This is a genomic window from Deinococcus yavapaiensis KR-236, assembly GCF_003217515.1.
Classification (GTDB): domain Bacteria; phylum Deinococcota; class Deinococci; order Deinococcales; family Deinococcaceae; genus Deinococcus_A; species Deinococcus_A yavapaiensis.
In genome coordinates this window covers 75,307-98,568 of the sequence record NZ_QJSX01000004.1, presented here as the reverse complement: position 1 = coordinate 98,568, position 23,262 = coordinate 75,307, and the positions used below count along the sequence as shown (strand labels likewise).

Sequence of the window (23,262 nt, the reverse complement as noted above, 5' to 3'; positions counted from 1 at the left end):
GCGGCTTGTACCGGCGTCTTCGTCACCTTCACCTGAGTTTTCGCAGTCGGCGTGGACGCCGCTGGTGTCTTCGTCCGAGTTGTCGTGGTTCGCGTCGGGGTTGTCGTCGCCTTCACTGGAGGCGTCACAGTGAGCGTCGGCGTCGTCGTGGTCTTCACCTGGGGCTTGACGGTCTGGGTGGGCGACGTCCTTGCCTTCGTTTGAGTCTTCGTCGCCTTGGCAGGGGTCGTCACCTGGACCTTGGCGGGCGTGGTCACCTTCGTGACGGACACCGTCGAGGGCGCACGTGGCACGACGGACGCGGTGGTTTTCGCCGTCGTAGCGGTCGGCTTGACGGAGGAAGGCGCCGTGGCGGCAGGGGACGACTTGGCGGGCACAATGGGCGCGGACGCTTGCACGGCGGGGTTCGACGTCGCGCGACTTCTCGAGGTCGTGACGGCGAGCGCGGCCAGCATGAGGAGAACGACGGTGACGACGAGGACGAGGACGCGCGGTTGCCGTGCCATTTGACCTCAGTGTAGGGGCCGCGAACCTTCCTGAGGTGAGCCTGAATAGGGTGCTTCGGTGATGCTCATTCACGCGTCGAAGTGGTGAATTGTGGAGTGAACGCTTGTTGGACGTCTTTTCCTTCCCGCGTAGACTGATGAGGTGCAAACGGCTGTTCGGGAGGAAGAGGGCGTGGTTCACACTCTCTTCACCTTCGCCGTTCATCCGTAGCGTGGAGCACGGACGCGACCGCCTCGCCCTGATGCCATGGCGCAGGACACGTGCATCCCTAGAAAGGAACGATCGAACGACATGACGAGCAGCACCAATTCCAGAGCGGCCTTGTCGACGGGCGAGCGCGACAAGCTCAACAAGATCGAGACGCAAGAGTGGCTCGACTCGCTCGCGTACGTTCTCGCGAGCGCGGGCCGTATCCGAGCCGCCGAACTTCTCGAAGACCTCGACCACTACGCCTACTTCAACGGCGCCCCGATCCTGTTCAAGCAGAACACGCCGTACATCAACACCATTCCTGCCGAAGCGCAACCCACCTATCCCGGCGATCTGGAGATGGAGCGCCGCATTCGCAACATCATTCGCTGGAACGCCGTCGCGATGGTCGTGAAGGCCAACAAGAACTCGGACGGCATCGGAGGGCACCTCTCCACGTACGCCTCGACCGCCGAGCTGTACGAAGTGGGCTTCAACCACTTCTTCGTGGGACACGGCGCCATGCCCGACCGCTCGCTGATCTTCTTCCAAGGGCACGCGAGCCCCGGCGTGTACGCACGCTCCTTTCTCGAAGGACGCTTCGACGCGGCGCGCCTCGACAACTTCCGCCGCGAGCTTCAGAACGCGCCCGGTTTGTCGTCGTATCCGCACCCGTGGCTGATGCCCGACTACTGGGAGTTCCCGACCGTCTCCATGGGCCTCGGACCTCTGCAGGCGATCTATCAGGCGCGCTTCGTCAAATACCTCGAAAACCGCGGCCTCAAGCCCAAAGGCGACGCCAAAGTCTGGGCCTTCCTCGGCGACGGCGAGATGGACGAACCGCAAAGCGTCGCGGGCCTGCGGTTCGCCGCCTACGAAAACCTCGACAACCTCATCTTCGTCCTCAACGCCAACTTGCAACGCCTCGACGGTCCGGTTCGCGCCAACTCGAAGGTCATCCAAGAATTCGAGGCGCTCTTCCGCGGCGCGGGATGGAACGTCATCAAGGTGGTGTGGGACTCGAAGTGGGACGAGATCCTCGCCAAGGACTACACGGGCGCCGTCGTGAAGCGCTTCGAGCAACTCGTCGACGGCGAGTCGCAGCGCTACGCGGCGTTCGGCGGCAAGGAACTGCGCGAGAAGTTCTTCAACACGCCCGAACTGCAAAAGCTCATCGAGGGCTGGACGGACGCGGACCTTGAGCTGCTCAACCGCGGCGGGCACGACGTCAAGAAGATCTACGCGGCGTACAAGGCGGCGACTCAGCACAAAGGCAGCCCGACCATCATCATCGCGCGCACCGTGAAAGGCTACGGTCTCGGCGAGACCGCCCAAGCACGCAACGTCGCCCACCAAGTCAAGAAGCTCGACTACCACGCCCTCACCGCCTTGCGAGACACCCTGGAGCTGCCCCTTACCGACGAGCAAGTCGAGCACTTGGAGTACTACCATCCCGGCCCCGACTCGCCCGAGGTGAAGTACGCCCTCGCCCAGCGCGAGAAGCTCGGCGGCTTCCTGCCCGAGCGCACGGTAAAGTTCGACCCCGTCCAAGTGCCGAGCGAGGAATTCTACGAGGAGTTCTACAAGGGAAGCGGCGGCCGTGAAGTCTCCACGACCATGGCCTTCGTGTCGATCCTCTCCAAGCTTCTGCGCGACAAGAACATCGGTCAGCGCGTCGTTCCCATCGTGCCCGACGAGGCGCGCACCTTCGGCATGGACGCGCTCGTGCCGCGCATCGGGATCTACTCGCCGCGCGGCCAGACGTACCAACCCGTCGACGCGGGCAGCTTGATGGCGTACAAGGAAGCGACCGACGGACAGATGCTGGAGGAAGGCATCACCGAGGACGGCGCCATGTGCTCTTGGATCGCCTCCGCGACGAGCTACGCGGTGCACGGCGTGCCCACCATTCCCTTTTACGTGTACTACTCTATGTTCGGCATGCAGCGCGTCGGCGACCTCGTGTGGGCGGCGGGCGACCAGCGGGCGCGCGGCTTCCTGATCGGCGCCACGGCAGGCCGCACCACCCTCGCCGGAGAAGGGCTGCAGCACCAAGACGGCAATTCGCTGCTTCAGGCGTACGTTGTGCCGAACCTTCACACGTACGATCCCGCGTTCGCCTTCGAACTCGCCGTGATCATCGAGGAAGGCATTCGCCGGATGTACGTCGAGAACAAAGACGAGTTCTACTACGTCACGGTCGAGAACGAGAACTACGTGCAGTTTCCCATGCCCGAAAACCACGCGGAAGTCCGCGAGGGCATCATGAAGGGCCTGTACCGCCTCAAGCGCGCCGAGAACGCGGACGCCAAGCTGCACGCGCAACTTCTGGCGAGCGGCCCGTCGATGACGGCGGCCCTCGAAGCGCAAACCCTCCTCGCGAACTACGGAGTCGCCACCGACGTTTGGAGCGCCACGAGCTACAAGGCCTTGCATCAAGACGCTTTGCTCACCGAGCGTGAGAACATGCTGCACCCCGACCGCGAGCCGCAGCTCAGCTTCGTCGCGCGTCAGCTCGGCAAGGAGAACGCTCCCGGCGTGCTCGTGTCCGTCTCGGATTACGTGAAGCTCGGCGCGGACGGCCTCAACGGTCACTTGGACCGCAAGCTGTGGACCCTCGGCACGGACGGCTGGGGACGCTCGGAAGCGCGCGAGGAACTGCGTGACTTCTTCGAAGTGGACGCGCGCCACATCGTCGTCGCGACCCTCTACGCTCTGCTGCGTGACGGTCAAATCAAGGCGGACGTCGTGAAGAAGGCCATCGCCGACTTCGGCATCGACCCCGAGCGTATCGCGCCCGTGCTGCGCTGAGCCTCGATTCGAAAGGACATTGACATGGCGATCGAAGTGAAACTGCCCGAGGTGGGCGACAACATCGAGCAAGGCAGCGTCGTCACGGTGCTCGTGAAGCCGGGCGACACGATCACGGAAGGCCAACCGATCATCGAGATCGAAACGGACAAGGCCGTCGTGGAAGTCCCGAGCGGCGCGGCGGGAACCGTGCAGGACGTGCGCGTTAAGGAAGGCGACTCCGTGGCCGTCGGCGGCGTGATTCTCACCTTGACAGGAGGGGAGAGCGCCCCGGCGCCGCAAGCGGCTCCTGCCGCGCCCACTCCTGCCGCGCCTACCTCTCCTGTGCAAGTGAGCGCGAGCGCTTCGGCGACGCCAGCGACCGCGCCACGTCAAGTCACGCTGCCCGACGTGGGCGACAACATTGAGCAAGGCAACGTCGTCACGATTCTCGTGAAGCCGGGCGACACGGTGACCGAAGGCCAGCCGATCATCGAGATCGAAACGGACAAGGCCGTCGTGGAAGTTCCGTCGAACGCTTCGGGCACCGTGCGCGAAATCAGCGTTAAGGAAGGCGAGGCACTCGAGGTCGGCGGCGTGATCCTCACCTTGGAAGGCGGCGCGCCGGACGGCGCCTCGCCGAGCGGCGTCGGCTCGGCCCTCGGTCAAAGCGGGGCGGGCGCGGAAGTCGACGAGGCCGTCACGGTCGCGCCGCAAGCGTCGACGGCGCAGCGCGTCGCCGACGCGCAAGTCGAAGCGCAAAAGCAGCAAGCCCAGTCGCCCGCGCCGACGTCGCCGAGCGCTCCGCCTGCCACGCCGCCGCAAGCTCCACAAGTCTTCGACGGTCGTCACGTCATCGCGGCCGCGCCGAGCGTGCGGCGCTTCGCCCGCGAGCTCGGCGTCGACATTCAAACGGTGCACGGCACGGGCCTCGCGGGACGCATCTCCGAGGAAGACGTGCGCCGCACCGCCGGAACACCCAGCGTCGCCGCGGCGGCGCCCGCCGCGCAAGCACAACCCGCCGTCGCCGCGCCCCAAGCGGGCGCGCAACCCGCGCCCTTGCCTGACTTCAGCAAGTTCGGCAACGTGCGTGCCGAGGACATGAGCGGGATTCGCAAGGCGACCGTGCGCTCCATGACGCAAGCGTGGACGACCATCCCGATGGTGACCCACTTCGACAAGGCCGACGTCACGAAGATGGAGGAAGTTCGCCGTCAATTCGGCGCGCGTGTCGAGAAGGCAGGCGGCAAGCTCACCATGACGACGATCTTGATGAAGGTCGTCGCCAACGCCTTGCGCCGCTTTCCGAAGTTCGGCGCGAGCATCGACGTGGCGGGCAATCGTGTCATCTACAAGGAGTACGTGCACCTCGGGGTGGCCGTCGATACCCCCAACGGCTTGCTCGTGCCCGTTCTGCGGGACGTCGACCGCAAGAGCATCACCGAACTAAGCGTCGAAATCGGTGAGATCGCGCAAAAAGCGCGCGACCGCAAGCTCAAGCCCGACGAGATGCAAGGCGCGACCTTCACGATCTCGAACCTCGGTGGAATCGGCGGGCACGCCTTCACCCCGATCGTCAATCCACCCGAAGTCGCCATTCTCGGCGTGTCCCGCGGCGGCTTCGAGCCCGTGTGGGACAAGGAGACGGGGCAGTTCGAGCCGCGCAACATGCTTCCCCTTTCGTTGACATACGACCACCGCCTCATCGACGGCGCGGACGCCGCGCGCTTCATGCGTTTCATCTGCGAATCGCTCGAGGACCCGTTCCTGATCAGCTTGTGAATCGTCACCTCTCGCCTCGCTCCCGCAGGGAGCGGGGCATTACACTGCCGTCGTGACTGCTTCGACTCGCGTTCTCGTCGGCAAGGTCGACGAGTTGACGGAAGGTTCTCAGACGGAAGTGAAGGTGGACGGCAAGAGCGTCCTCGTCGTGTGTTACGAGGGGCAGTACTACGCCCTTCGCAACAATTGTTCGCACAAGGACTACCCGTTGAAGGGCGGTGATGTCGACATGGGAAGGATCACGTGCGAGAAGCACGGCGCGAAGTTCGAACTCGCCACCGGAAAGGCGAAGACGTTGCCTGCCGTGAAGCCCGTGCAAATCTACAAGACGCAGATCGACGGGGAAGAACTCTTCGTCTTGCCCTTGTGACGACGAAAGCCGAGGCCACCTTGCAAGGTGGCCTCGGCTTTTCATGACGGCGCGCGGCGATTTACAAGGCGCGGACGACCAACGCGATGCCCATGCCGCCTCCGATGCACAAGCTCGCCACGCCCGTCTCCTTCCCGGCGGTGCGCAGGGCGTGCACGAGGGTCACGAGGACGCGCGCGCCCGACGCTCCGATCGGGTGTCCGAGGGCGATGGCGCCGCCCGTGACGTTCACGTTCGAGTCGTCGATGCCAAGGTCACGCACGACGGCGAGCGACTGCACGGCGAACGCCTCGTTGAGCTCGTACAGGTCGACGTCCTTCGGGGTCATCCCGAGCTTTCCGAGGGCGAGCGGTACGGCTTTGGCCGGTCCGATGCCCATGATTTGCGGATCGACGCCGATCGTCGCGTACGAAGCGATCTCCGCCAGGGGCGTCAGGCCGTTCGCGGCGGCGTACTCGTCCGTGGTGATCAGCAGCATCGCCGCGCCGTCGTTGATTCCGCTGGCGTTGCCTGCCGTGACCGTGCCGTTCTTGTCGAAGGCGGGGCGCAACTTCCCGAGCGTCTCCACGGTCGTGCCAGGGCGCACGTACTCGTCACGGTCGAAGATCGACACGCCCTTCTTGCCGGGCACTTCCACGGGAGTGACTTCATTCGTGAACGCGCCCGACTCGATCGCGGCGGTCGCGCGACGCTGACTCTCGGCGGCGAAGGCGTCCTGCTCTTCTCGGGTGATGTTCCACTGCTTGGCGATGTTCTCGGCGGTGACGCCCATCGCGTAACCGTGGAACACGTCGGTGAGGCCGTCCGACATCATCGAGTCGAGCAACTCGCCGTGGCCCATGCGGTAGCCTTCTCGCGCTCGCGGCAGCAGGTACGGCGCGCGGCTCATGTTTTCGATGCCGCCCGCGAGGTACACCTGTCCGTCGCCTGACTTGATGCCCTGCACGGCCGAGATGATCGCTTGAAGGCCGCTGCCGCAGACGCGGTTCACGGTTTGACCGGGAACGTGGTGTCCCAAGCCGACCTTCACCGAGATTTGCCGAGCGGGATTCATGCCTTGTCCTGCTTGCAGCACGTTCCCGACGATCACGTCGGCGATGTCGTCGCCTCGCACGCCCTCGAGTACGGCTTTGGCGGCCGCCACGCCAAGGTCGACGGCGGGCACGTCCTTGAGGCTGCCCAGGAAGCTTCCGATCGGCGTGCGCTTGGCCGCCGCGATGACGATTCTGCTCATGACGACCACTATACCGAACGAGCGTTCGGTCGCGTTACACGCCACACCCACCAAATCAGCGGAAGCTGCAGCGGGACGCGCGCCCACACCAACCACGGCGGGATGCCCTCGAACGCATTGGCGTTGAGGGCCATCCAGAGGTTGGCAGGCCACACGGCGAGCAGCAGCGCGATCAACCCGGCGCCCGCCGCGCGCCGCGTGGTAGGGGAGAGGAGACCCAGCCCACCCACGATTTCTGCCGCGCCGCTCAGCAAGACGGCTTCTCGCGCGGGAACGCCTGGAGGAACGATGCGTTCGAACACGTCGGGCCGCACGAAGTGCCCTGTTCCCGCCGCGACGAACAGGATGCACAACACAACGCTTTCCTTCACCGCTTCACCTCCGACCCGCAGAACCGGGATGCGCCTTCGAAGAGAAATGAAGCAGGGGCCCCGAGGTCATCTCGGGGCCCCTGCTGAAGAAGGACTTACTCCTTCTTGCCTTCGTCCTTGGCTTCGTCCTTGCCGCCAAGACCGAACTGCGCGAAGAGGTCGGCGTACACGTCGCCGAGCTTCGTGCTGATCTTGCCGCTGGACGCGTCCTTGGCCGCGTAGCTGTAGTCGTAGTCGATGCCGTCGCGACGACGACGACCGCCGCCACCTTGACCGCCCTGACCACGATCACCGCGTTGACCGCCGCCCTGCGACACGAAATCGCGGGGGTTGCCGCCACCGCCGAGGGCGCGACGACGCGAGAGGCTCGCGCGTTGCTCCACGGGATCGATGTTGAGAATCACGGCTTCGATCTCGTCGCCCTTCTTGAAGAGATCGGCGGGATTGTTCACTCGCTGCGTGTCGAGCTCGGAGATGTGGATGAGACCTTCGATGCCCGGCTCGATCTCCATGAACACGCCGAAGTCCGTGATGCCGGTGACCTTGCCCTTGACCGGCGTGCCGGGGGGGTAACGGTCGGGCAAGGCGCTCCACGGATCGTCGCTGGTCTGGCGAAGGCCGAGGCTGATGCGACGGTCCTTCGGTTCGATGCGCAAGATAATCGCCTCGACTTCGTCCCCTTCCTTGAGGACTTCGTTCGGGTGACGAATGCGCTTCGTCCAGCTCATTTCGGAAACATGCACGAGACCTTCGAGGCCCGCCTCGATTTCGACGAACGCGCCGAAGTTCGTCAGGTTCGTGACCTTACCGGTGACCTTCTGGCCGATCGCGTACTTCTCGACGGCGGACTGCCAAGGATCGTTGGACAGCGCCTTCATCGAGAGGTTGATGCGCTCGCGCTCGGGATCGACGTCGATGATCTGGACTTGGACCTTGTCGCCGACCTTCACGACTTCACGCGGGTGGTTGAAGCGGCCGAAGGTGAGCTCGGAACGGTGGACGAGACCGTCGAGTCCGCCCAGGTTGACGAACACGCCGAAGTCCGTGATCTCGACGACTTCGCCTTCGAAGACGGCGCCAGGAACGAGCTTGCCCATGGTGGACTCGCGCGCCTTGGCCTTCTCATCTTCGAGGATCGAGCGATGCGAGATGATGACGCGGTTGCGCTTGCGGTTGAGCTCGATGAGCTTGACGCGCAAGGGCTTGCCGACGTACGGATCGAGGTCGTTCACGCGGCGCGTGTCGACCTGCGAGGCGGGCAGGAAGGCGCGAATGCCTTCGACTTGCGCGACGAGGCCCCCACGAACCTTCTCGGTGATATCCACCTCGAACGATTCGTTCCTCGCCTGCAGGTCGGCGAGCACACGCCAGCCCTTGTCCTGATCAGCGCGCTTCTTGCTGAGCACGATCACGCCGTTGGGGATGTCGGAGCGCACGACGTACGCTTCGATTTTGTCCCCGGGCTTGAACATCGCCTGCGCCTGCTCCATCGTGATCGGCTCGTCGGCGACTTGCGAGAACGGAATGACGCCCTCGATCTTCGCGCCGACATCGACGGCGATGCCCTCGCTGCCGATGAACACGACGGTACCGTCCACGATGTCGCCGCGGTTGATCTCGCGCGCGCCCGGAAGGTTCTGGAACGACGCGTCGAGATCCTCGAACGTCATCGCAGGGTACTCTTCGGTCGCGTTCGAAGCACTGACGGCCTCGGGCGTAGCGGTCGCGGTTTCAGCGGTGGGCGTAGCGGTCGTGCCCTCGGCTTCGGGCTGAGTGCCCCCATCTTGCTGGGGGGTCGGGGTAACCTGGTCTTCCATGAACGAACATCCTCCTGAAGTCCTCGTCATGACGAGGCAACGGTTCATTGTAGCACTTTGCGGCGAGCTCTGCCAAGGGCAGTGAGCGAAATTGGCTTGACCGCATAAATAGGTCGTCGTATACTCTTCGCTCGTACTTGTGTAAAGCAGGCAACATCGGTGGGGCATCGTCTAACGGCAGGACAACGGTTTCTGGCACCGTCAATCAAGGTTCGAATCCTTGTGCCCCAGCCAGCCGCCCACGGGCGGTTCTTTTGCCTCGCTGCCTGCGGACAGCGCCCCCTCACCTGGGAGCCGACGTTGCAGAGTCAGGCCGCGAACGCGAACATGGTCGGCGTCAACGTCGTGCTCAACGGGGCCGTGACCGACGCCGCGCTCAATCAACTCGCGCGGTACGGCAAAGTGCGCGACGTCATCGCGAAGATTCGCGCGGTCACGTTGCAGATGAGCCCCGGTAACCTCGCCGCCATTCGGGCACTCTCCGTCGTTCGAGCGGCGAACGTCGATGCCGAGCGTGGAACAGGACCGACGGCGACGGCGGCCGCTCAAGACCTTGCTGACGGAATCAGCACCTGGGATCTCGACGCCATACAGGTGACGGACAAGACGCCGAGCGGCGACGTGCCCACCGTCTCCCACGACGGAAGCGGCGTGTACGTCGCCGTGCTGGACACAGGCCTCGCCAACAACTGGGCCTCCAACTTGCCGAAGGACCGAATCGCCACCCAGTACGCTCGCTCGTTCGGCGGCGGTGGCGAGGTGGGAAACGTGTCCGAGCAGCCCAACATGTGGGGACAAGACCAAAACTCGCACGGCACGCACGTCATGGGTACGATCCTCGGCGACGACTTCGGCGGCACGGCCGTGAACGGCGTCGCACCGAGAGCGACCGTCACCCCCGTGAAAGTGCTCAATCAAAACGGCTCGTGCTGGTCGTCGGTCATCGCGCGCGGCATCACGTACGTCGCCAAGCTCAAGGCGTACGATCCCGTCTTGAAGAACAGCCCCGTCGTCATAAACATGAGCCTCGACGCCGTCGAGCAAGCAGCGACCGATTACGCCGTTTCCATGGGCGTGATCATCGTGGCGTCGGCAGGCAACTCGGGGAACGCCGGCATGGGCTACCCCGGCGCATACGCGCCGGTCATCTCGGTGGCGGCAGGATGGAACGGTGAGTGGACGAGCCGCGGGTGGTGGCACACGGACGTACCCGACCCGACCGACATCGGCGACTTTTACATCACGGACTTTTCGAGCCGTCAGTTGCCGGGTCAGGACCTCGACGTCGCCGCTCCGGGAAGTTGGGTCCCAGGACCGTATCAGGTCAACGGTCAAGCTTCGTACTACGACCTCGGCGGAACGAGCATGGCCTCGCCACACGTGGCCGGGATCGTCGCGCTGATGGTGCAGAAGAACCAAGCGCTGACCGCGGATCAGGCCGAGGCGATCCTCGAAGCCTCGTCACGCCCCATGAACCCTGGCTCGCTCGTCGTTCCGCAGCCGAGCGGCGCGACGGAGACGTTCTCCTGGGACGGCGACGCCACGGGCAGCGGACTGGTTTCTGCTGCGACGACCCTGGGCTCGACTCCTTGAGGCTATGAGGAAACGTCGGCTGCACGGTATGCAGTCGACGAGTCGCTTTACTTTATAAAGTGCCTTCGGTACCTTCGCGAAACGCGATTCCTGTTACCCTGTCTTCATGACGGCATCCTCCCATCACTCGTACGACGTGGTCATCATCGGCGGCGGCCCCGCTGGCCTCACCGCCGGAATTTACGCGGGCCGCGCCAACCTCACGACGATCATCCTCGAGAAGGGGCAGCCCGGAGGCCAAATCGCTCAAACCGAGGAAGTCGAGAATTACCCCGGCTTTCCCGAGCCGATCAGCGGCATGGAACTTTCGCAACGCATGGTCGAGCAAGCAGAGAAGTTCGGCGCCAAGCTGGAGATGGACGAAGTCGAACGCATCGACCGTGACGGCCGCGAATTCGTCGTGAAAGGCTACGAGGCGACGTACCGCGCCAAGGCCGTCATCATCGCGACCGGAGCCAATCCCAAGCGGCTCGGTGTTCCCGGCGAAGACCTCTTTTGGGGCCGCGGCGTCTCCACGTGCGCCACGTGCGACGGCTTCTTCTACCGCGGCAAGCACGTCGTCGTGATCGGCGGCGGCGACGCCGCCGTCGAGGAAGGCCTCTTCCTCACGAAGTTCGCTGAGACGGTCACCATCATCCACCGTCGCGACTCCTTGCGGGCCAACAAGGTCGCGCAGGCTCGCGCCCTCGCCAATCCCAAAGTGAAGTTCATCTGGGACTCGGTCGTCGACGAAGTCGTCGGCAAGGGCGACACCGAGTTCGACAAGCAGGTGAGCGGTGTGAAGCTGCGCAACCTCAAGACGGGCGAAACGTGGTTCCACGAGACGGACGGCGTGTTCGTCTTCATCGGGCACGTGCCGAACACGCAGTTCCTCGGCGATCTCGTACGCCTGCGCGACGACGGGTACGTCGACGTCACGGAAGACATCTACACCTCGGTGCCGGGTGTGTTCGCCGCCGGAGATGTCAGCGACTACGTCTACCGCCAACTCGCGACGAGCGTCGGGGCGGGCACCCGCGCCGCCATGAGCGCCGAGCGGATGCTGGCGCACCTCGAAGTCGCTTCGAGCGACGTTGCGACCGACGCCGTTTCCGCCGACTGAGCTCTTGGCCGCCAACCTCCTCGGCAAGATCGCCCGGCTCGCGCGCAGTCTGCACGCGAGCCGGGCTCGGCCCGACGACGCCTTCGCCGCCCGTTTTCTCCAAGGCGGCGAAGGCGTCGTCTACCTCGCCATGGATCCGCGCGACCGCGAACACGCGTGCCGAGTCGCGCGTACGCTGCTGACCGTGCGGCCCGACGCGCCGCCTCACCTCGTCGCCGCCGCCCTCCTGCACGACTGCGGCAAGAGCACGCGGCCTTACCGAGTCGCGGAACGCGTTCTCGCGGGGCTCGTTCCGATGCGCTTCGCGGCGCGTCTGCCCGTGGGCTTCGTGCAGGTGCGCGCTCGGCACGCTCGCCTCGGCGCGTCGATGCTTCAGGCAGTGAACGCGCGCCCCGAGGTGATTCGTCTCGTCGAGCGACACCATACGCCCGACGACGGCGACGCTCGCTTGCTGCACGACCTCGACGATCTCGAATGATCCTTGAGGCGCTCAACACGAAGGCGCCACCTCGCGCGCTTAGCATCGACGCATGACCGATCCCGAGCGTCACCCCACCGACACGCCCCTCACCGAGAAGGAGAACCGCGCGCCCGACAAACAGGACGATCCGTTCGGAATCGGGTTGTCGGGCGACGGTGTGACCGAGTACGGCGAGGGGTTCACGGACGACGAGGCGGCGCATCGCGCGACGCACGACGACGACTGAGGCATAAGGCACGGAGGACTTCATGAGCGACGACAAGGCGCCCGACCCGCGAACGCAAGACCACGCCCATCAAGGGCAAGCCGACCTCGGCTACGGCTATGGCAGCGGTGACTACGGCTTTCAAGGCGAGAACCGCGACCACGAAGGTGACACTCTTCAAGACGACGGGCGAGATCCGCCGAACGACGCCGCGCTCGAGACGACGGTGCGAGGGGCCCTCTCCACGCTGCCGATCACAGCCCTCGACGTTCGCGTGGAGCGCGGCGAAGCGTACTTGTACGGCATCGCCGTCAACCGTGACGCGATGCGCCTCGCCGCCGAGGCAGCCCTCGCCGTGGACGGCGTGAAGGACGTGTACAACTCCTTGCGCACGCCCGACCAGAGCGCGGGCGGCGAAGTCGATCCTCGCTCTTCGCGCGATCCGGACGAGTCCGCATGACCCAGCCTCAAGACATTCCCCCTACGATTCCGCCTCCCGACCTTCCCGGCGAGGTTCCCGAGCGTCTGCCGCCCTTCGAGACGCCGAGCCCGGTTCTCGATCCCGAGTTGCCGACGCCCCATCCGTCACCCGAACCGCCCCGCCCCGCCAGCGATCCGTCCGAGCCGACGCTGCCGCCCGAACCGCTCAAGAATCGTTCCTGACCGAGCGGTGCGCGGCCAGGCGGTACAATCTCGTGGTGCGACTCGCCCTGGAACCCACCACCGATCCTCACGCGTACGACGACGTCGTACGCTCGCTGCCCATCACGAGCGCTCTGCAAGGCTGGGCGTACGGTGAAGCGCGGCGCGTCCTGGGCTTCGAACCCGCGCGCTATCTCGTTCGCCGCGACGGGCGAGCCGTCGGCGCCTTGCAGCTTTTGCGCCGTCCTCTCGCGCCGGGCTTGAGTTATCTGTACGCGCCGCGCGGCCCCGCCCTGGAGGACATCAACTTGCTCGCCGACGTGGCGAGCGCCATCAAACGTGTCGCGCGCCCGACGGACGTCAAGGTCCTGATCGAGCCGCCCCTCGCGCGGCCCGCGCACCTCATTCCCGACGCGCTCGGACCGTGGCGCCGAGCGCAAGCCGAGCAGCCCGAGCACACCATCGTCACGAGCCTCGTGCCGAGCGAAGACGAGCTGTTCGCCAACTTGCACTCTATGGTGCGCCGCAACGTCCGCACCGCGCAGAAGTACGGCGTGACGGCGGGACGCGACGAAGATTTCGAGGCGTTCTGGGACGTCTTCACCGCGACGAACGAGCGCGCCAAGCTCGGCGCCTTTCCCCGAGCGTACTACGAAACGATGCTGCGCGAAGGCGCCGCGCACGGCGGCGAAGCATACCTCGTCCTCGCTCGGCACGAGGGGCGCGCCCTCGCGGGCGGCTTCTTCCTGGCGATGGGCGGCGCCACCAACTACCTCTTCGGCGGCTCCATCAAGGACGACCGCGCCACGCCCGACGGCTCGGAGCGCAAAGACGTCAAGGCGCCCACCGCCTTCTACTGGCACGCCATGCTCGACGCGAAGCGGCGCGGATACACGAGCTTCGACTTTTGGGGCATTCCGCGAACCCTCAGCGGCGACAAGCACTCGTTCGGCGTGTACAAGATGAAGGAGAACTTCGGCGGCGAGAAAGTGTGGTTTCCCGGCTACGACCTCGCCCTTTCGCCGCTCGCTTCGGCCCTCACGCGCGTGCAACGCTGGCGCAAGGACCAAAACAACTTCCGCAAGCGCGGCACCACCCAGGACGTGCTGTGATGGACGCGGCCCTCGCCCTCGTCGGACATCGGCCCGAAGTCGCGGTCGCTCTGCGCGAACTGGGCCTGACCGCCTTGCGCGTGCCCGAGGACAATTTGACGAACGTCCTCGACGCCCTGCGAACGCTGCGCTTCGTGGGCGCGCTCGTCGCGCCGCACAAGGAGGAGGCGGTGTTCGGCGCGGTGCAGCCCGACGCCTTGGCCCGCCGTCAAGGACGCGTGGACGCGATCGCGCTCGCCGGATCGACGTACGGCACGCACACTCTGGAAGAAGCCCTCGTGCGCCTCGTGGACGACAGCCGCTACGCCGTGCGCGGCGCGCGCCTGCTGCTGCTCGGCCGAGATGCGCCGCTGCGCGCGGCCCTCAGCCTCGCGCGCCTCGGGCCGTCGATGCTCACGATCGCCACGGACGACTTGCCCGAAGCGCAGCGTGACCTCGCCTTGCTGCCCGCCGGAACGAACGCGTACGCGGTCAGCACGCGCGATACCTCGTTCGGCGGCTACGCCGAGCGCGCCGATCTCGTCGTGCTCACCAACGGCTCGCTGCCGCGCGGCGTGCTGCAGCCGTACCATACCCTTCTCGACCTCACGGGCGAGGCGTGGTCGGAAGCGACGCGCGCGGGCGTCCCGGTGTTGCCCGCGACGAGCTTGTCCGCCTTGCGGCTCGCCGCCCAACTCGAGCATGCCACAGGCCAGAAATTCAAGCCGGAAGCGCTCGCCGGCGTCGCGCAAGTCCTGATGTGACGCCGGAAGGAGTGCAATGGAAAGGAGGTCGCTTTTGGCGACCTCCTTTCCATTGCACTCGCTTGTTCACGGCTGAGCCGAGGACACCGGACTTTCGTGCGGTACATGGCCCGAAGGCAGCGACTTGAAGGTCAAGTGCTCGAAGGTGACGAGCGCGCCCACCACCAGCAAACCCAGCAGCAAGGCGAGCGACAGCGAGAGTGAAGAGCCCACGAAGCCGAGCGCGACGAGTGCGACGACCGCGGCGGCCCGCGCGAGCAGGACGCGTGACGGCAAGTTGCCTCGGCCGCTCGACTGCACGACCGTCAAGGCCGCCAGGTACACGGCGAGTCCGCCGTACAGCAGCCAATTCGTGTCCGGTTCCATGCTGCCCGTCTTCGCGTCTTCGAAGGCGAGTTCGACGCCCATGCTCGTCGCGACGATGCTCGCGAAGACGGCGAGATGCGAGTATCCGTACACGAAGCTGCGCAGCAGCGCTCGGCGACCGCTTCTCAGCGCGCGGTCGATGACAGAGTGATCCATCCGGTCGAAGTACAGCCACCATACCGCGCCCGCCAGCATCAACCCCACCGCCGCGACGGGCCAGGCCGATTCGATGCCGCTGGCTTTGGCGCCCGACGCGACCGCGATGACCGATTCGCCCAACACGATGATCGTGAACAGGCCGAACCGTTCGTCCATGTGCGACACTTGCGCCGGAATGCGGCGCGAGGTGGTGTAAGCCAAGACGGTCGCGACGATCTCCAACACGATCGCGACGCCCCAAATCCAGTAGCGGGCCGATCCGTCCACGGCGAGCGAGGCCGCCCAGAGCGCCGTGCCTATGGCGAAGCCCGCCGCGTACTTCGCGTTGAGCTCTCGGCCTTCCTCGTGCGCCCGCGACGCCCATACGTGCAGGGCCGTCAGCGTCAATCGGAGCCCGACGTACGACGCGACGAACAGTTCCGGGTGGCCCTTGACGACACTCAGCAGGCCCACGGCGAGGCCGAGGCTGAACGCGATCTGCGTGAGCATCAGCAGGCGCAGCGCGACTTCCGGCAGTTGGTACTTGTCCACGAAGTAGCTGATGCCGATCCACGCCCACCACACGGGGACGAACAGCCCGAGAAAGACGAGGACGCCCGACACGTCATGCTTTCCGAGCAGCACCTTCGCCAAGTTGCCGATCGCGACGACGAAGACGAGGTCGAAGAACAATTCCAGCCAAGTCGCCCGTCGACCGCCCGCTTCCTCGGCGTCCGCCAACGTCAGACGCAGCCCAGCGAATCCCGCCTGCCTTTCTCTGTTTTTCTCCATCTTTTCATTGAGCCACACGCGACGGCGCGGCGCTAGGGGCCCACCTCCCTTGCGGTACCACCAAGTTCGGCTTGCTGTATGAACGCCCACGAAATCGCCTTCATTAAGGGAGGTAACCCCCTTGTTAATGAGTTAGAGCTTACTCAATATGAAGGAACCATGGACAGCGTACTTCGAGGAAGCCGACTTGCCCCGTCGTTTGACGACACGATGACGGGCAAGATCGTCGAAGACGCGCGTCTGGCGCTCGGAATGCCCTACATCGCGCTCGCCCGCTTCGACGAGGCGACGCGCACGACGCGGATCGTTGCCACGGGCGGAGCGAGCGGCGATGCCATGCAGCGCGGCATACGGCTCGCGCGGCGGCTCATTCCGTCGTTCGATCCCTTCTCGGCGACGGCGTCGGCGGACTACAACGAACACACCCGCGCGGTGTACTTCGAGCGACGCGTCGTCATGGCGCCGCTTTCGGACATCGTCGGCGACCTCGTCCCGCCGCTCATGCTGCAAATCGCGGCGAAGGTCGCGGGCATTTCGCACTGCATGCTCGTTCCCCTGCACGTCGAAGAGCGCGTCTTCGGGTCGCTGGTGTGCGTGCAGCGCGGCGAGACCTTCACCGAAGCGGACACGCGAATCGCCTGTGCGTTCGCCTCGCAAGTCGCGCTGCACCTTCGGAACTTGGAACTGCTCGCCGAGCAGCGCCGAATCACCCTCGCCCTCGAAGAATCGCGCGCCCTCGTCACCGAAGCCGAGGAGCGCACGAAACGCGAAATCAGCGAGTTTTTGCACTCACGCGTGCAATCGCGTCTGCTCGTCGCGTGGTACCGTCTCGGCGAACTCAGCGAGCAGTACCCCGAGGCGCGACCCGCCTTGGAACGCGTGCGCGAAGACTTGGAGCACCTGCGCGAGCACGACGTCCGCTCGATCAGTCATCTCCTGCACCCCGAGGCGCTCGGCGTCGGCCTGGTCGCCGCGTTGCAAGTCCTCGCGTCGCGCCTCGTGGGAGTCCTCGACATTCGCATCCTCGCGGACCGTGCGCTGCTGGCGATCGACTCGCCCATTCACAACCGGTTGCCGATGAACGTGCGCCTCGCGGCGTTCCGCACGATCGAGGAAGCGGTCGGCAACGTCTTGAAGCACGCGCACGCTCGCAACGTCACCATCTCGCTCTCGACTCCGGCGGGCTCCGACGTGCTGCACCTCGAAGTCGTGGACGACGGACAAGGTTTCGATCCCGCCTCGGCTCGGTCGGGGCTCGGCCTGCGCTGCCTGGAGGCGCGCCTCGACCACTTCGGAGGACGTTGGGGCATCGAGAGCGCGCCCGGCGGCCCGACGCGCCTGTGGGCGTCGCTTCCGCGATGTTCGAGCGATCTCGAACGCCAACACGCGACCGCCGCCCTGACCTGACCTCCTCCACAGCCCATCGCATCGCCCGCTGTCATCTTCTCGACGTTTGTGAAAGGAGGAAGGCTCGTGTCTCGTGCGTCATCCGCTTGCGCAGAATCCACTCAAGCCACCGTGCCGTCCGTCGCGATCGTCGAGGACGAAGCGCTCTTCCGCGCCTTGTTGCGCGGCGCCCTCACCGCGACGGGAGGCGTCTCGGTCCTCGCGGAGTACGGAGACGCGCCGTCCGCCCTCGGCGACGCCATGATTCGCGAAGCGGACGTCGTGCTGCTCGACATCGACCTCGGGTCGAGCGAAGTCGACGGCATCGGTCTCGGCATGCAGCTGCGCGAACATGCCCCTCGCCTCGGCGTCGTCCTGCTGTCGAACCATGCCCACCTCGCCTTCGCCCACGCGCTCATCGCGTCCGAGATGGTCGGGTGGGCCTACCTGCTCAAGAAGTCCGTCCGCGACCTCGACACCTTGCTGCGCGCCATCTCCGCCGTGCGCGTGGGTGAAATCGTGCTCGACCCCGCGCTCGTCGGAGGCCGCAAGCATCCGCACAGCGCCCGCTTCTCGCATCTCACGTGGCGGCAGATCGAACTGTGGGAGCTCATCACCCAAGGCTTCAGCAACGCCGCCATCGCCCAAAGACTCGGACGCAGCCAGAAATGGATCGACAACGCCGTCGGCGGCCTGTACGCCGCTCTCGGCGTCGACACCCACGATCCCACCATCAACGCTCGCGTCGCCGCCGCGCTTCTGTACGCCCGAGAAGCGCAAAACGCTCACTTGACGTCTCCGTGACGCGCGCCGACGAATCGCTCGCCGCGCGTCACGTTTCCCCTCGATTCTCCGCAGGACCCCTCGAAGGAGGCCACATGAAGAAGATTTTGGTCGTCTTGTCCGAATACGGTTTTTGGGGCGAAGAGCTCGTCGGACCGCTCGAAGCTTTCGACGCGCACGGTTACGAGACCGTGTTCATGACGCCGAACGGCAAGCGTCCGCACGCCTTGCCGCCCAGCATGGAAGTCGGTTACTTCGATCCGCCCTTGCGCAAAGTCGTCACGGACGAGTACTACGCTCAGCGCACGCGCGAAATCGACGAATCGGACCGCTTGGCGCAACCTATCAACTTGTGCACGTGGTTCCCCGAGCGCCCGTACTTCAGCAGCGACGAGTTCGCGCACGGCCTGGAAGAGTATTACAACAAGCGCCAGCAGTGCTGGAAGGAGTTGGAGCAGTACGACGCCCTGCTGATGGTCGGCGGCAGCGGCCCCATCGTCGATATGGTCAACAACCAGCGTCTGCACGACGTCATCCTCGGCTTCCGGGCGCTCAACAAGCTCATCATCGCCGAGTGCTACGCCGTCACGTGCCTCGCGTTCGCCCGCGAGTGGGAAGACCGCAAGAGCATCATCGCCGGCAAGCACGTCACGGGCCACGCCTTGGAGTACGACTACAAGGACGGCACGGGCTTCCTCAACACGGACCTCAACATGGGGCCGCCCCCGTACCCGCTGGAGTTCATCTTGCGCGACGCGACCCAGCCGGGCGGTCAATACCACGGCGGCGTCGGCCGCACGCGCTCCACCGTCCTCGACTTCCCGTACCTCACGGGCCGCTCCACGCAAGACTCCAAGCTCGTCGGCGAACTCGCCGTGCAAGTGCTCGAACAAGGCTTGCAGCGCTACGGATGGTGACGTCATGACCCTGCAAGACCGTACCGAGCGCGCGTCCGTCGGCAAGACCGGACGTCAGCTCATCATCGAGCAGTTCCTCGCCGACGGGATGAAGTTCATGTTCGGCAACCCCGGCACGGTCGAACAAGGGTTCCTCGACGCCCTTGAGGAATACCCCGAGTTTCAGTACGTCCTGACGATGCAAGAAACCATCGCGGTCGCCATGGCCGACGGGTACGCCCGCGCCACGAACGGCCCCGCCCTCGTGCAACTGCACTCGGGCGTCGGCCTCGGCAACGGCGTCGGGATGCTGTACCAAGCGATGCGCGGCCACGCCCCGCTCGTCGTCGTCGCGGGAGAGTCAGGGGTGCAGTACGACGCGATGGACGCCCAGATGGCGGCCGACCTCGTCGCCATCGCTCGGCCCGTCACGAAGTACGCGACGCGCGTCGTCGACCCCGCCTCCTTGCTGCGCGTGCTGAGACGCGCCGTGAAGATCGCCACGACGCCTCCCACGGGCCCCGTGTTCGTCGCGCTTCCCATGGACGTCCTCGACGCGGTCATTCAAGACGAGGTCGTACCGAGCACGCGGGTACGCTCACGCGTGACGCCCGCCTCCGACGACTTGGAACAAGCGGCGACCCTGCTCGCGGGCGCGTCCCGCCCCGTGGTCCTCATGGGAGACGGCATCACCTTCAGCGGCGCGCACGGCGAGCTCGCCCGCGTTGCCGAGCTGCTCGGAGCGCCGGTGTACGGCGTGAATTCCAGCGAGATCAACATGCCGTCGAGTCACCCCTTGTACGGCGGCACCACCGGGCACATGTTCGGCGAAGACTCGCAGCGTCTCCTGAAAGACCACGACGCCGCCTTGATCGTCGGGACCTACGTGTTTCCCGAAGTCTTCCCGCTGCTGTCGGGCGCGTTCGCGCCGAACACGCGCCTCGTGCACGTCGATCTCAACGCGTACGAGATGGGCAAGAACTTCCCCGTCGAGCTCGCCCTGCTCGGCGATCCCAAGTCGACGCTCGCCGCGCTCGGCGACCTCGTGGCGACGCGGCAAAACGACGAGGACCGCGCCTCGGCCGCGGCTCGTTCACGCGCCTTTTCCGACGCGAAACGCGCGAAGACCGAGGCGATCATCGCGCACGACTTCACGCACCGAGACGACGTTCCGCTGCGCATGTCGCGCTTCATGGACGAACTCTCGTCGCGCTTGCCCGAAGGCGCCGTCATCGTGGACGAGGCCCTCACGAGCAGCCCCGAGATCACGCGCTACCTGCCCGACCTCGAGCCGGGTCAGTTTCTGCAAACGCGCGGCGGCTCGCTCGGCATCGGCATTCCCGGCGCGCTCGGCGCGAAGCTCGCGCATCCCGACCGTGAAGTGATCGGCTTCACGGGTGACGGCGGCTCGATGTACACCATCCAAGCGCTTTGGACGGCGGCGCACCACGACATCGGCGCGAAGTTCGTCATCTGCAACAACCAGAGTTACAAGCTGCTCAAGCTCAACATCGCGCAGTACTGGCGCGAACGCGGTCTGCCCGCGCACGAGTTCCCGAAGTCCTTCGATCTGCACGATCCCATCGTGGACTTCGCCGCACTTTCGCGCTCGATGGGCGTGCCCGCCGAGAAGGTCGAGACGCCCGAGCAAGTCGGCCCGGCCATCGAGCGGATGCTCGCGAGCGACGGTCCGTACCTGATCGACCTCGTCCTGAGCAAGGACTTGTGAGAGGAGCAACGCCATGACGAACACGTCCAGCCCCGGCCACGCCTTCTACGAACGTCAAGTCGCCGCGCTTCAAGCGAACGACATCGACGCGATCGTTCGTCAGTACACCGATGACGCCCGCGTGGTCGGCTTCGACTTCCAAGTGCAAGGATCCGACGCGATTCGCACGCACTTCACCAACTACATGGCGCGCCTCGGATTCGTTCGCTTGGTGTCCACCGACAAGTTCACGGAAACGCCCGACGCGATCTTCTTCGAGGCGACCGTGAACGTGCAAGGCGGACAAGCGCGCGTGTACGACGTGTTCGTGCTTCGAGACGGCCGCGCGACGCACCACTTCACCGGCCTGCTGGGCTTCACGCCCGAGTCTGCTCCTCAAAACCCCACGGAGGTGCCCGCATGACCACCACCACGACCGCTCCCCTGACCGACGCCGAAGTTCGCGCCATGGTGGACGCCTGGTACAAGGGTCTGGACGTGCACGCGCCCGCCGAGGACATGACGCCCTTCGTTCACGAAACCGACTTGCAGATGCGCTTTCCCGAAGCGACGCTCACGACCGTCGAGGAATTCCGCGGTTGGTACGAAGGCGTCATCCGCATCTTCTTCGACGAAGTGCACACCCTGCAAAAGCTCGACGTGAATCTCAACGAGGACGGCTCCTCGGCGCTCGTGAACCTCGTCGTGTACTGGGAAGCGAGCCGCTGGAAAGCGCCCGCCGCGAAGAGCGAGCGACTGTTGATGGACGCCGACCAAACGTGGGAAGTGCGCCGCTCACCTGCTTCCGGACAACCTGTCATCGCCGTTTACATCGTGAACGCCTTGACGCCCCGCCCCGGCTCCGTCGAGTTGTGACGCCGAGGCTCGCTCAATTCGGTTTCGAGGCTCGACAGGGCCGAAACGCTAGGGAGGATCGTATATGACGGACACGAAGACCAGCAGCAACACCGAACTCGTTTTGAAGATGTACCAGTACTTCAGCCAAGGTGACATGGAGTCGATCAAGCGCGAACTCTTCCACCCCGAGATTTCTTGGACGATGCCCGGCCGTCACCCCCTGTCGGGCACCATGGTCGGCCCGGACGCCGTCGTGGCGTTTTTCGGCGCGCTCTTCCAAGCGGGCATCAGCGTCGACAACATCCACTTCGGCGAACTCGACGACGGCACCGTGATCGAGAAGCACATGGGGCACGGAGAGCTCAACGGCGAGAAGTTCCTCTTCCCGACGTGCACGAGCTACGGCGTCAAGGACGGCAAGCTTCACACCGTCCAAGTGCACAACGGCGACTACCCGACCGTGGAACGCTACTTCTGGGGCAAGTTCAAGCTCAAGGGCGTGCCCGAGCGGCTGGCCGACTGAGACGGAGACGTCATGACGCAGACGCAATCGAAAGTGACGCCCGACCTCGTTCGGGCCGCGTACGGCGCGCTCGGAAGTGGCGACCGCGCGCAAATCGAGCAGTACTGGTCAAACGACATGCATTGGCTCGTGCCGGGCCTGCATGCCCTCGCCGGGTGGTACAAGAGCCTCGACGAGTTCTTGGGCTTCATGGCCAAAACCGCCGAACTTTCGGGCAACTCCTTCGAGATGGAGCAAGTCACCATCTTGACGAACGACGAGTGGTCGGCGGACGTGACGCACAACCGTGGACGACGCGCGGGCGTGCCCGAGGGCGACACCTCGCCTTACACGAACCTCGACATCTGGGTGATCCACCTGTTGAGGTGGCGCGACGGCAAGGTCGTGGAAGGTCGCGGCGCGATCTTCGGGGACGGAACCACGCGCTTCAACGAGTTCTGGAGCCAACTCCTTCCCGACGGCACCCGCCTTCCGCAGTAAACGTCGCCCGGGTTCGATCAATGGTCGAACCTGGGCTTCCCGGCCGCTCGATCCTGCGCGGCCAAAAGGAGCCCACATGCCGATCATCACGGTGCAGTTCATCAAGGACGTCGTCGCGACGCCCGAACAAAAGCGCGAGCTCATCGAAAAGCTCACCGACACCTTCGTCGGCGTGCTCGGCGAGGTGGTGCGCCCCTACGTCTACTGCCTCATTCAAGAAACGCCGCAAGCCGAGTGGGGCATCGCCGGCAAACCCATGCCCGACCTCGCCTTCCTCACCGGTCCGCAGTACGCGGACTACCACGCCAAGGCGAACGCCATCATGAGCTCCGTCATCGGAGGAGCGCCACCGACGGAGCCCGAACCCGTCAAGGACTGGGGAAGTTGAACGTCT

Annotated in this window: 25 protein-coding genes and 1 tRNA gene; 22 read left to right on the top strand and 4 right to left on the bottom strand. The window is 65.3% G+C overall.

The window, feature by feature from the left end; translation table 11 throughout:
* Positions 1-216: 216 nt before the first annotated feature.
* The 4 genes from DES52_RS22510 to DES52_RS06260 all read left to right on the top strand — a co-directional run bounded on the left by DES52_RS22510 (position 217) and on the right by DES52_RS06260 (position 5,638).
* Complete coding sequence (locus tag DES52_RS22510; RefSeq protein WP_146237203.1) at positions 217-510, top strand: hypothetical protein; 294 nt, start codon at positions 217-219, stop codon at positions 508-510.
* Positions 511-798: 288 nt separating this feature from the next.
* Positions 799-3,507 (top strand): pyruvate dehydrogenase (acetyl-transferring), homodimeric type, encoded by a 2,709-nt coding sequence (aceE, locus tag DES52_RS06270; RefSeq protein ID WP_170130925.1) that lies wholly within the window; start codon positions 799-801, stop codon positions 3,505-3,507.
* Positions 3,508-3,531: 24 nt separating this feature from the next.
* The gene (locus DES52_RS06265) at positions 3,532-5,268 is read left to right on the top strand and encodes a 2-oxo acid dehydrogenase subunit E2 (protein WP_110885943.1); all 1,737 of its coding nucleotides are present in this window, start codon (positions 3,532-3,534) and stop codon (positions 5,266-5,268) included.
* 52 nt (positions 5,269-5,320) lie between these two features.
* Positions 5,321-5,638: a non-heme iron oxygenase ferredoxin subunit gene (locus DES52_RS06260; RefSeq protein ID WP_110885942.1), complete on the top strand. Its 318-nt coding sequence runs from the start codon at positions 5,321-5,323 to the stop codon at positions 5,636-5,638.
* Positions 5,639-5,699: 61 nt separating this feature from the next.
* Here DES52_RS06260 and DES52_RS06255 read toward each other — a convergent pair whose 3' ends face one another.
* The 3 genes from DES52_RS06255 to DES52_RS06245 form a co-directional block, all read right to left on the bottom strand.
* Positions 5,700-6,872: an acetyl-CoA C-acetyltransferase gene (locus DES52_RS06255; RefSeq protein WP_110886141.1), complete on the bottom strand. Its 1,173-nt coding sequence runs from the start codon at positions 6,870-6,872 to the stop codon at positions 5,700-5,702.
* Positions 6,873-6,880: 8 nt separating this feature from the next.
* Positions 6,881-7,243, bottom strand: coding sequence for a DoxX family protein (locus DES52_RS06250; protein WP_245900762.1), 363 nt, complete (start codon positions 7,241-7,243; stop codon positions 6,881-6,883).
* A 95-nt stretch (positions 7,244-7,338) separates the two neighbouring features.
* On the bottom strand, positions 7,339-9,060 hold the full coding sequence (locus tag DES52_RS06245; protein ID WP_170130924.1) for a 30S ribosomal protein S1: 1,722 nt from the start codon (positions 9,058-9,060) through the stop codon (positions 7,339-7,341).
* A 160-nt stretch (positions 9,061-9,220) separates the two neighbouring features.
* On the opposite strand from DES52_RS06245, the gene DES52_RS06240 reads away from it, so the two are divergent.
* The 9 genes from DES52_RS06240 (at position 9,221) to DES52_RS06205 (ending at position 14,938) form a co-directional block, all read left to right on the top strand.
* Positions 9,221-9,294 (top strand) — tRNA-Gln (locus DES52_RS06240).
* Between the two features lie 66 nt (positions 9,295-9,360).
* The gene (locus DES52_RS06235) at positions 9,361-10,653 is read left to right on the top strand and encodes a S8 family peptidase (protein WP_211317870.1); all 1,293 of its coding nucleotides are present in this window, start codon (positions 9,361-9,363) and stop codon (positions 10,651-10,653) included.
* 106 nt (positions 10,654-10,759) lie between these two features.
* The gene (trxB, locus tag DES52_RS06230; protein ID WP_110885939.1) at positions 10,760-11,755 is read left to right on the top strand and encodes a thioredoxin-disulfide reductase; all 996 of its coding nucleotides are present in this window, start codon (positions 10,760-10,762) and stop codon (positions 11,753-11,755) included.
* 4 nt (positions 11,756-11,759) lie between these two features.
* The gene (locus DES52_RS06225) at positions 11,760-12,233 is read left to right on the top strand and encodes an HD domain-containing protein (protein ID WP_245900760.1); all 474 of its coding nucleotides are present in this window, start codon (positions 11,760-11,762) and stop codon (positions 12,231-12,233) included.
* 52 nt (positions 12,234-12,285) lie between these two features.
* Complete coding sequence (locus tag DES52_RS22845) at positions 12,286-12,462, top strand: hypothetical protein (RefSeq protein WP_170130923.1); 177 nt, start codon at positions 12,286-12,288, stop codon at positions 12,460-12,462.
* A 22-nt stretch (positions 12,463-12,484) separates the two neighbouring features.
* Positions 12,485-12,901, top strand: a complete 417-nt coding sequence (locus DES52_RS06220) for a BON domain-containing protein (protein WP_110885937.1) — start codon at positions 12,485-12,487, stop codon at positions 12,899-12,901.
* Positions 12,898-13,104 (top strand): hypothetical protein, encoded by a 207-nt coding sequence (locus tag DES52_RS06215; protein WP_110885936.1) that lies wholly within the window; start codon positions 12,898-12,900, stop codon positions 13,102-13,104. Before DES52_RS06220 ends, DES52_RS06215 begins: the two co-directional genes overlap by 4 nt.
* Positions 13,105-13,139: 35 nt before the next feature.
* A complete protein-coding gene (locus DES52_RS06210; RefSeq protein ID WP_110886139.1) occupies positions 13,140-14,195 on the top strand; it encodes a lipid II:glycine glycyltransferase FemX in 1,056 nt (351 codons plus the stop codon).
* Positions 14,195-14,938, top strand: a complete 744-nt coding sequence (locus DES52_RS06205) for a shikimate dehydrogenase (RefSeq protein WP_110885935.1) — start codon at positions 14,195-14,197, stop codon at positions 14,936-14,938. Before DES52_RS06210 ends, DES52_RS06205 begins: the two co-directional genes overlap by 1 nt.
* A 66-nt stretch (positions 14,939-15,004) precedes the next feature.
* Here DES52_RS06205 and DES52_RS06200 read toward each other — a convergent pair whose 3' ends face one another.
* Entirely contained in the window at positions 15,005-16,234 is a 1,230-nt protein-coding gene (locus DES52_RS06200; protein ID WP_110885934.1) for a low temperature requirement protein A, read from the bottom strand.
* 159 nt (positions 16,235-16,393) lie between these two features.
* On the opposite strand from DES52_RS06200, the gene DES52_RS06195 reads away from it, so the two are divergent.
* From DES52_RS06195 to DES52_RS06155, 9 genes are all read left to right on the top strand, one after another.
* Positions 16,394-17,641, top strand: coding sequence for a GAF domain-containing sensor histidine kinase (locus DES52_RS06195; RefSeq protein ID WP_170130922.1), 1,248 nt, complete (start codon positions 16,394-16,396; stop codon positions 17,639-17,641).
* Between the two features lie 111 nt (positions 17,642-17,752).
* Positions 17,753-18,424 (top strand): response regulator transcription factor, encoded by a 672-nt coding sequence (locus DES52_RS06190; protein WP_170130921.1) that lies wholly within the window; start codon positions 17,753-17,755, stop codon positions 18,422-18,424.
* A gap of 74 nt (positions 18,425-18,498) precedes the next feature.
* Positions 18,499-19,320 carry a type 1 glutamine amidotransferase domain-containing protein gene (locus tag DES52_RS06185; protein WP_110886138.1) on the top strand — a complete coding sequence of 274 codons (822 nt, stop codon included), beginning with the start codon at positions 18,499-18,501 and terminating at the stop codon, positions 19,318-19,320.
* Between the two features lie 4 nt (positions 19,321-19,324).
* On the top strand, positions 19,325-21,028 hold the full coding sequence (locus DES52_RS06180) for a thiamine pyrophosphate-binding protein (RefSeq protein WP_110885931.1): 1,704 nt from the start codon (positions 19,325-19,327) through the stop codon (positions 21,026-21,028).
* A gap of 13 nt (positions 21,029-21,041) precedes the next feature.
* The gene (locus tag DES52_RS06175; RefSeq protein WP_110885930.1) at positions 21,042-21,431 is read left to right on the top strand and encodes a nuclear transport factor 2 family protein; all 390 of its coding nucleotides are present in this window, start codon (positions 21,042-21,044) and stop codon (positions 21,429-21,431) included.
* On the top strand, positions 21,428-21,883 hold the full coding sequence (locus DES52_RS06170) for a hypothetical protein (protein WP_110885929.1): 456 nt from the start codon (positions 21,428-21,430) through the stop codon (positions 21,881-21,883). Before DES52_RS06175 ends, DES52_RS06170 begins: the two co-directional genes overlap by 4 nt.
* 64 nt (positions 21,884-21,947) lie before the next feature.
* The gene (locus DES52_RS06165; protein ID WP_110885928.1) at positions 21,948-22,388 is read left to right on the top strand and encodes a nuclear transport factor 2 family protein; all 441 of its coding nucleotides are present in this window, start codon (positions 21,948-21,950) and stop codon (positions 22,386-22,388) included.
* Positions 22,389-22,400: 12 nt separating this feature from the next.
* The gene (locus DES52_RS06160) at positions 22,401-22,868 is read left to right on the top strand and encodes a nuclear transport factor 2 family protein (RefSeq protein WP_110885927.1); all 468 of its coding nucleotides are present in this window, start codon (positions 22,401-22,403) and stop codon (positions 22,866-22,868) included.
* A gap of 76 nt (positions 22,869-22,944) precedes the next feature.
* Complete coding sequence (locus DES52_RS06155; protein ID WP_110885926.1) at positions 22,945-23,256, top strand: tautomerase family protein; 312 nt, start codon at positions 22,945-22,947, stop codon at positions 23,254-23,256.
* The last annotated feature ends 6 nt before the right edge of the window (positions 23,257-23,262 follow it).

Coding starts and splice junctions, on each gene's coding strand:
- DES52_RS06160 (WP_110885927.1), top strand. CDS start 22,401: ATGACGCAGACGCAATCGAAAGTGACGCCCGACCTCGTTCGGGCCGCG.
- DES52_RS06170 (WP_110885929.1), top strand. CDS start 21,428: ATGACCACCACCACGACCGCTCCCCTGACCGACGCCGAAGTTCGCGCC.
- DES52_RS06165 (WP_110885928.1), top strand. CDS start 21,948: ATGACGGACACGAAGACCAGCAGCAACACCGAACTCGTTTTGAAGATG.
- aceE (WP_170130925.1), top strand. CDS start 799: ATGACGAGCAGCACCAATTCCAGAGCGGCCTTGTCGACGGGCGAGCGC.
- DES52_RS06215 (WP_110885936.1), top strand. CDS start 12,898: ATGACCCAGCCTCAAGACATTCCCCCTACGATTCCGCCTCCCGACCTT.
- DES52_RS06205 (WP_110885935.1), top strand. CDS start 14,195: ATGGACGCGGCCCTCGCCCTCGTCGGACATCGGCCCGAAGTCGCGGTC.
- DES52_RS06255 (WP_110886141.1), bottom strand. CDS start 6,872: ATGAGCAGAATCGTCATCGCGGCGGCCAAGCGCACGCCGATCGGAAGC.
- DES52_RS06245 (WP_170130924.1), bottom strand. CDS start 9,060: ATGGAAGACCAGGTTACCCCGACCCCCCAGCAAGATGGGGGCACTCAG.
- DES52_RS06180 (WP_110885931.1), top strand. CDS start 19,325: ATGACCCTGCAAGACCGTACCGAGCGCGCGTCCGTCGGCAAGACCGGA.
- DES52_RS06220 (WP_110885937.1), top strand. CDS start 12,485: ATGAGCGACGACAAGGCGCCCGACCCGCGAACGCAAGACCACGCCCAT.
- DES52_RS06195 (WP_170130922.1), top strand. CDS start 16,394: ATGGACAGCGTACTTCGAGGAAGCCGACTTGCCCCGTCGTTTGACGAC.
- DES52_RS06200 (WP_110885934.1), bottom strand. CDS start 16,234: ATGGAGAAAAACAGAGAAAGGCAGGCGGGATTCGCTGGGCTGCGTCTG.
- DES52_RS06185 (WP_110886138.1), top strand. CDS start 18,499: ATGAAGAAGATTTTGGTCGTCTTGTCCGAATACGGTTTTTGGGGCGAA.
- DES52_RS06175 (WP_110885930.1), top strand. CDS start 21,042: ATGACGAACACGTCCAGCCCCGGCCACGCCTTCTACGAACGTCAAGTC.
- DES52_RS06265 (WP_110885943.1), top strand. CDS start 3,532: ATGGCGATCGAAGTGAAACTGCCCGAGGTGGGCGACAACATCGAGCAA.
- DES52_RS06155 (WP_110885926.1), top strand. CDS start 22,945: ATGCCGATCATCACGGTGCAGTTCATCAAGGACGTCGTCGCGACGCCC.
- DES52_RS22845 (WP_170130923.1), top strand. CDS start 12,286: ATGACCGATCCCGAGCGTCACCCCACCGACACGCCCCTCACCGAGAAG.
- trxB (WP_110885939.1), top strand. CDS start 10,760: ATGACGGCATCCTCCCATCACTCGTACGACGTGGTCATCATCGGCGGC.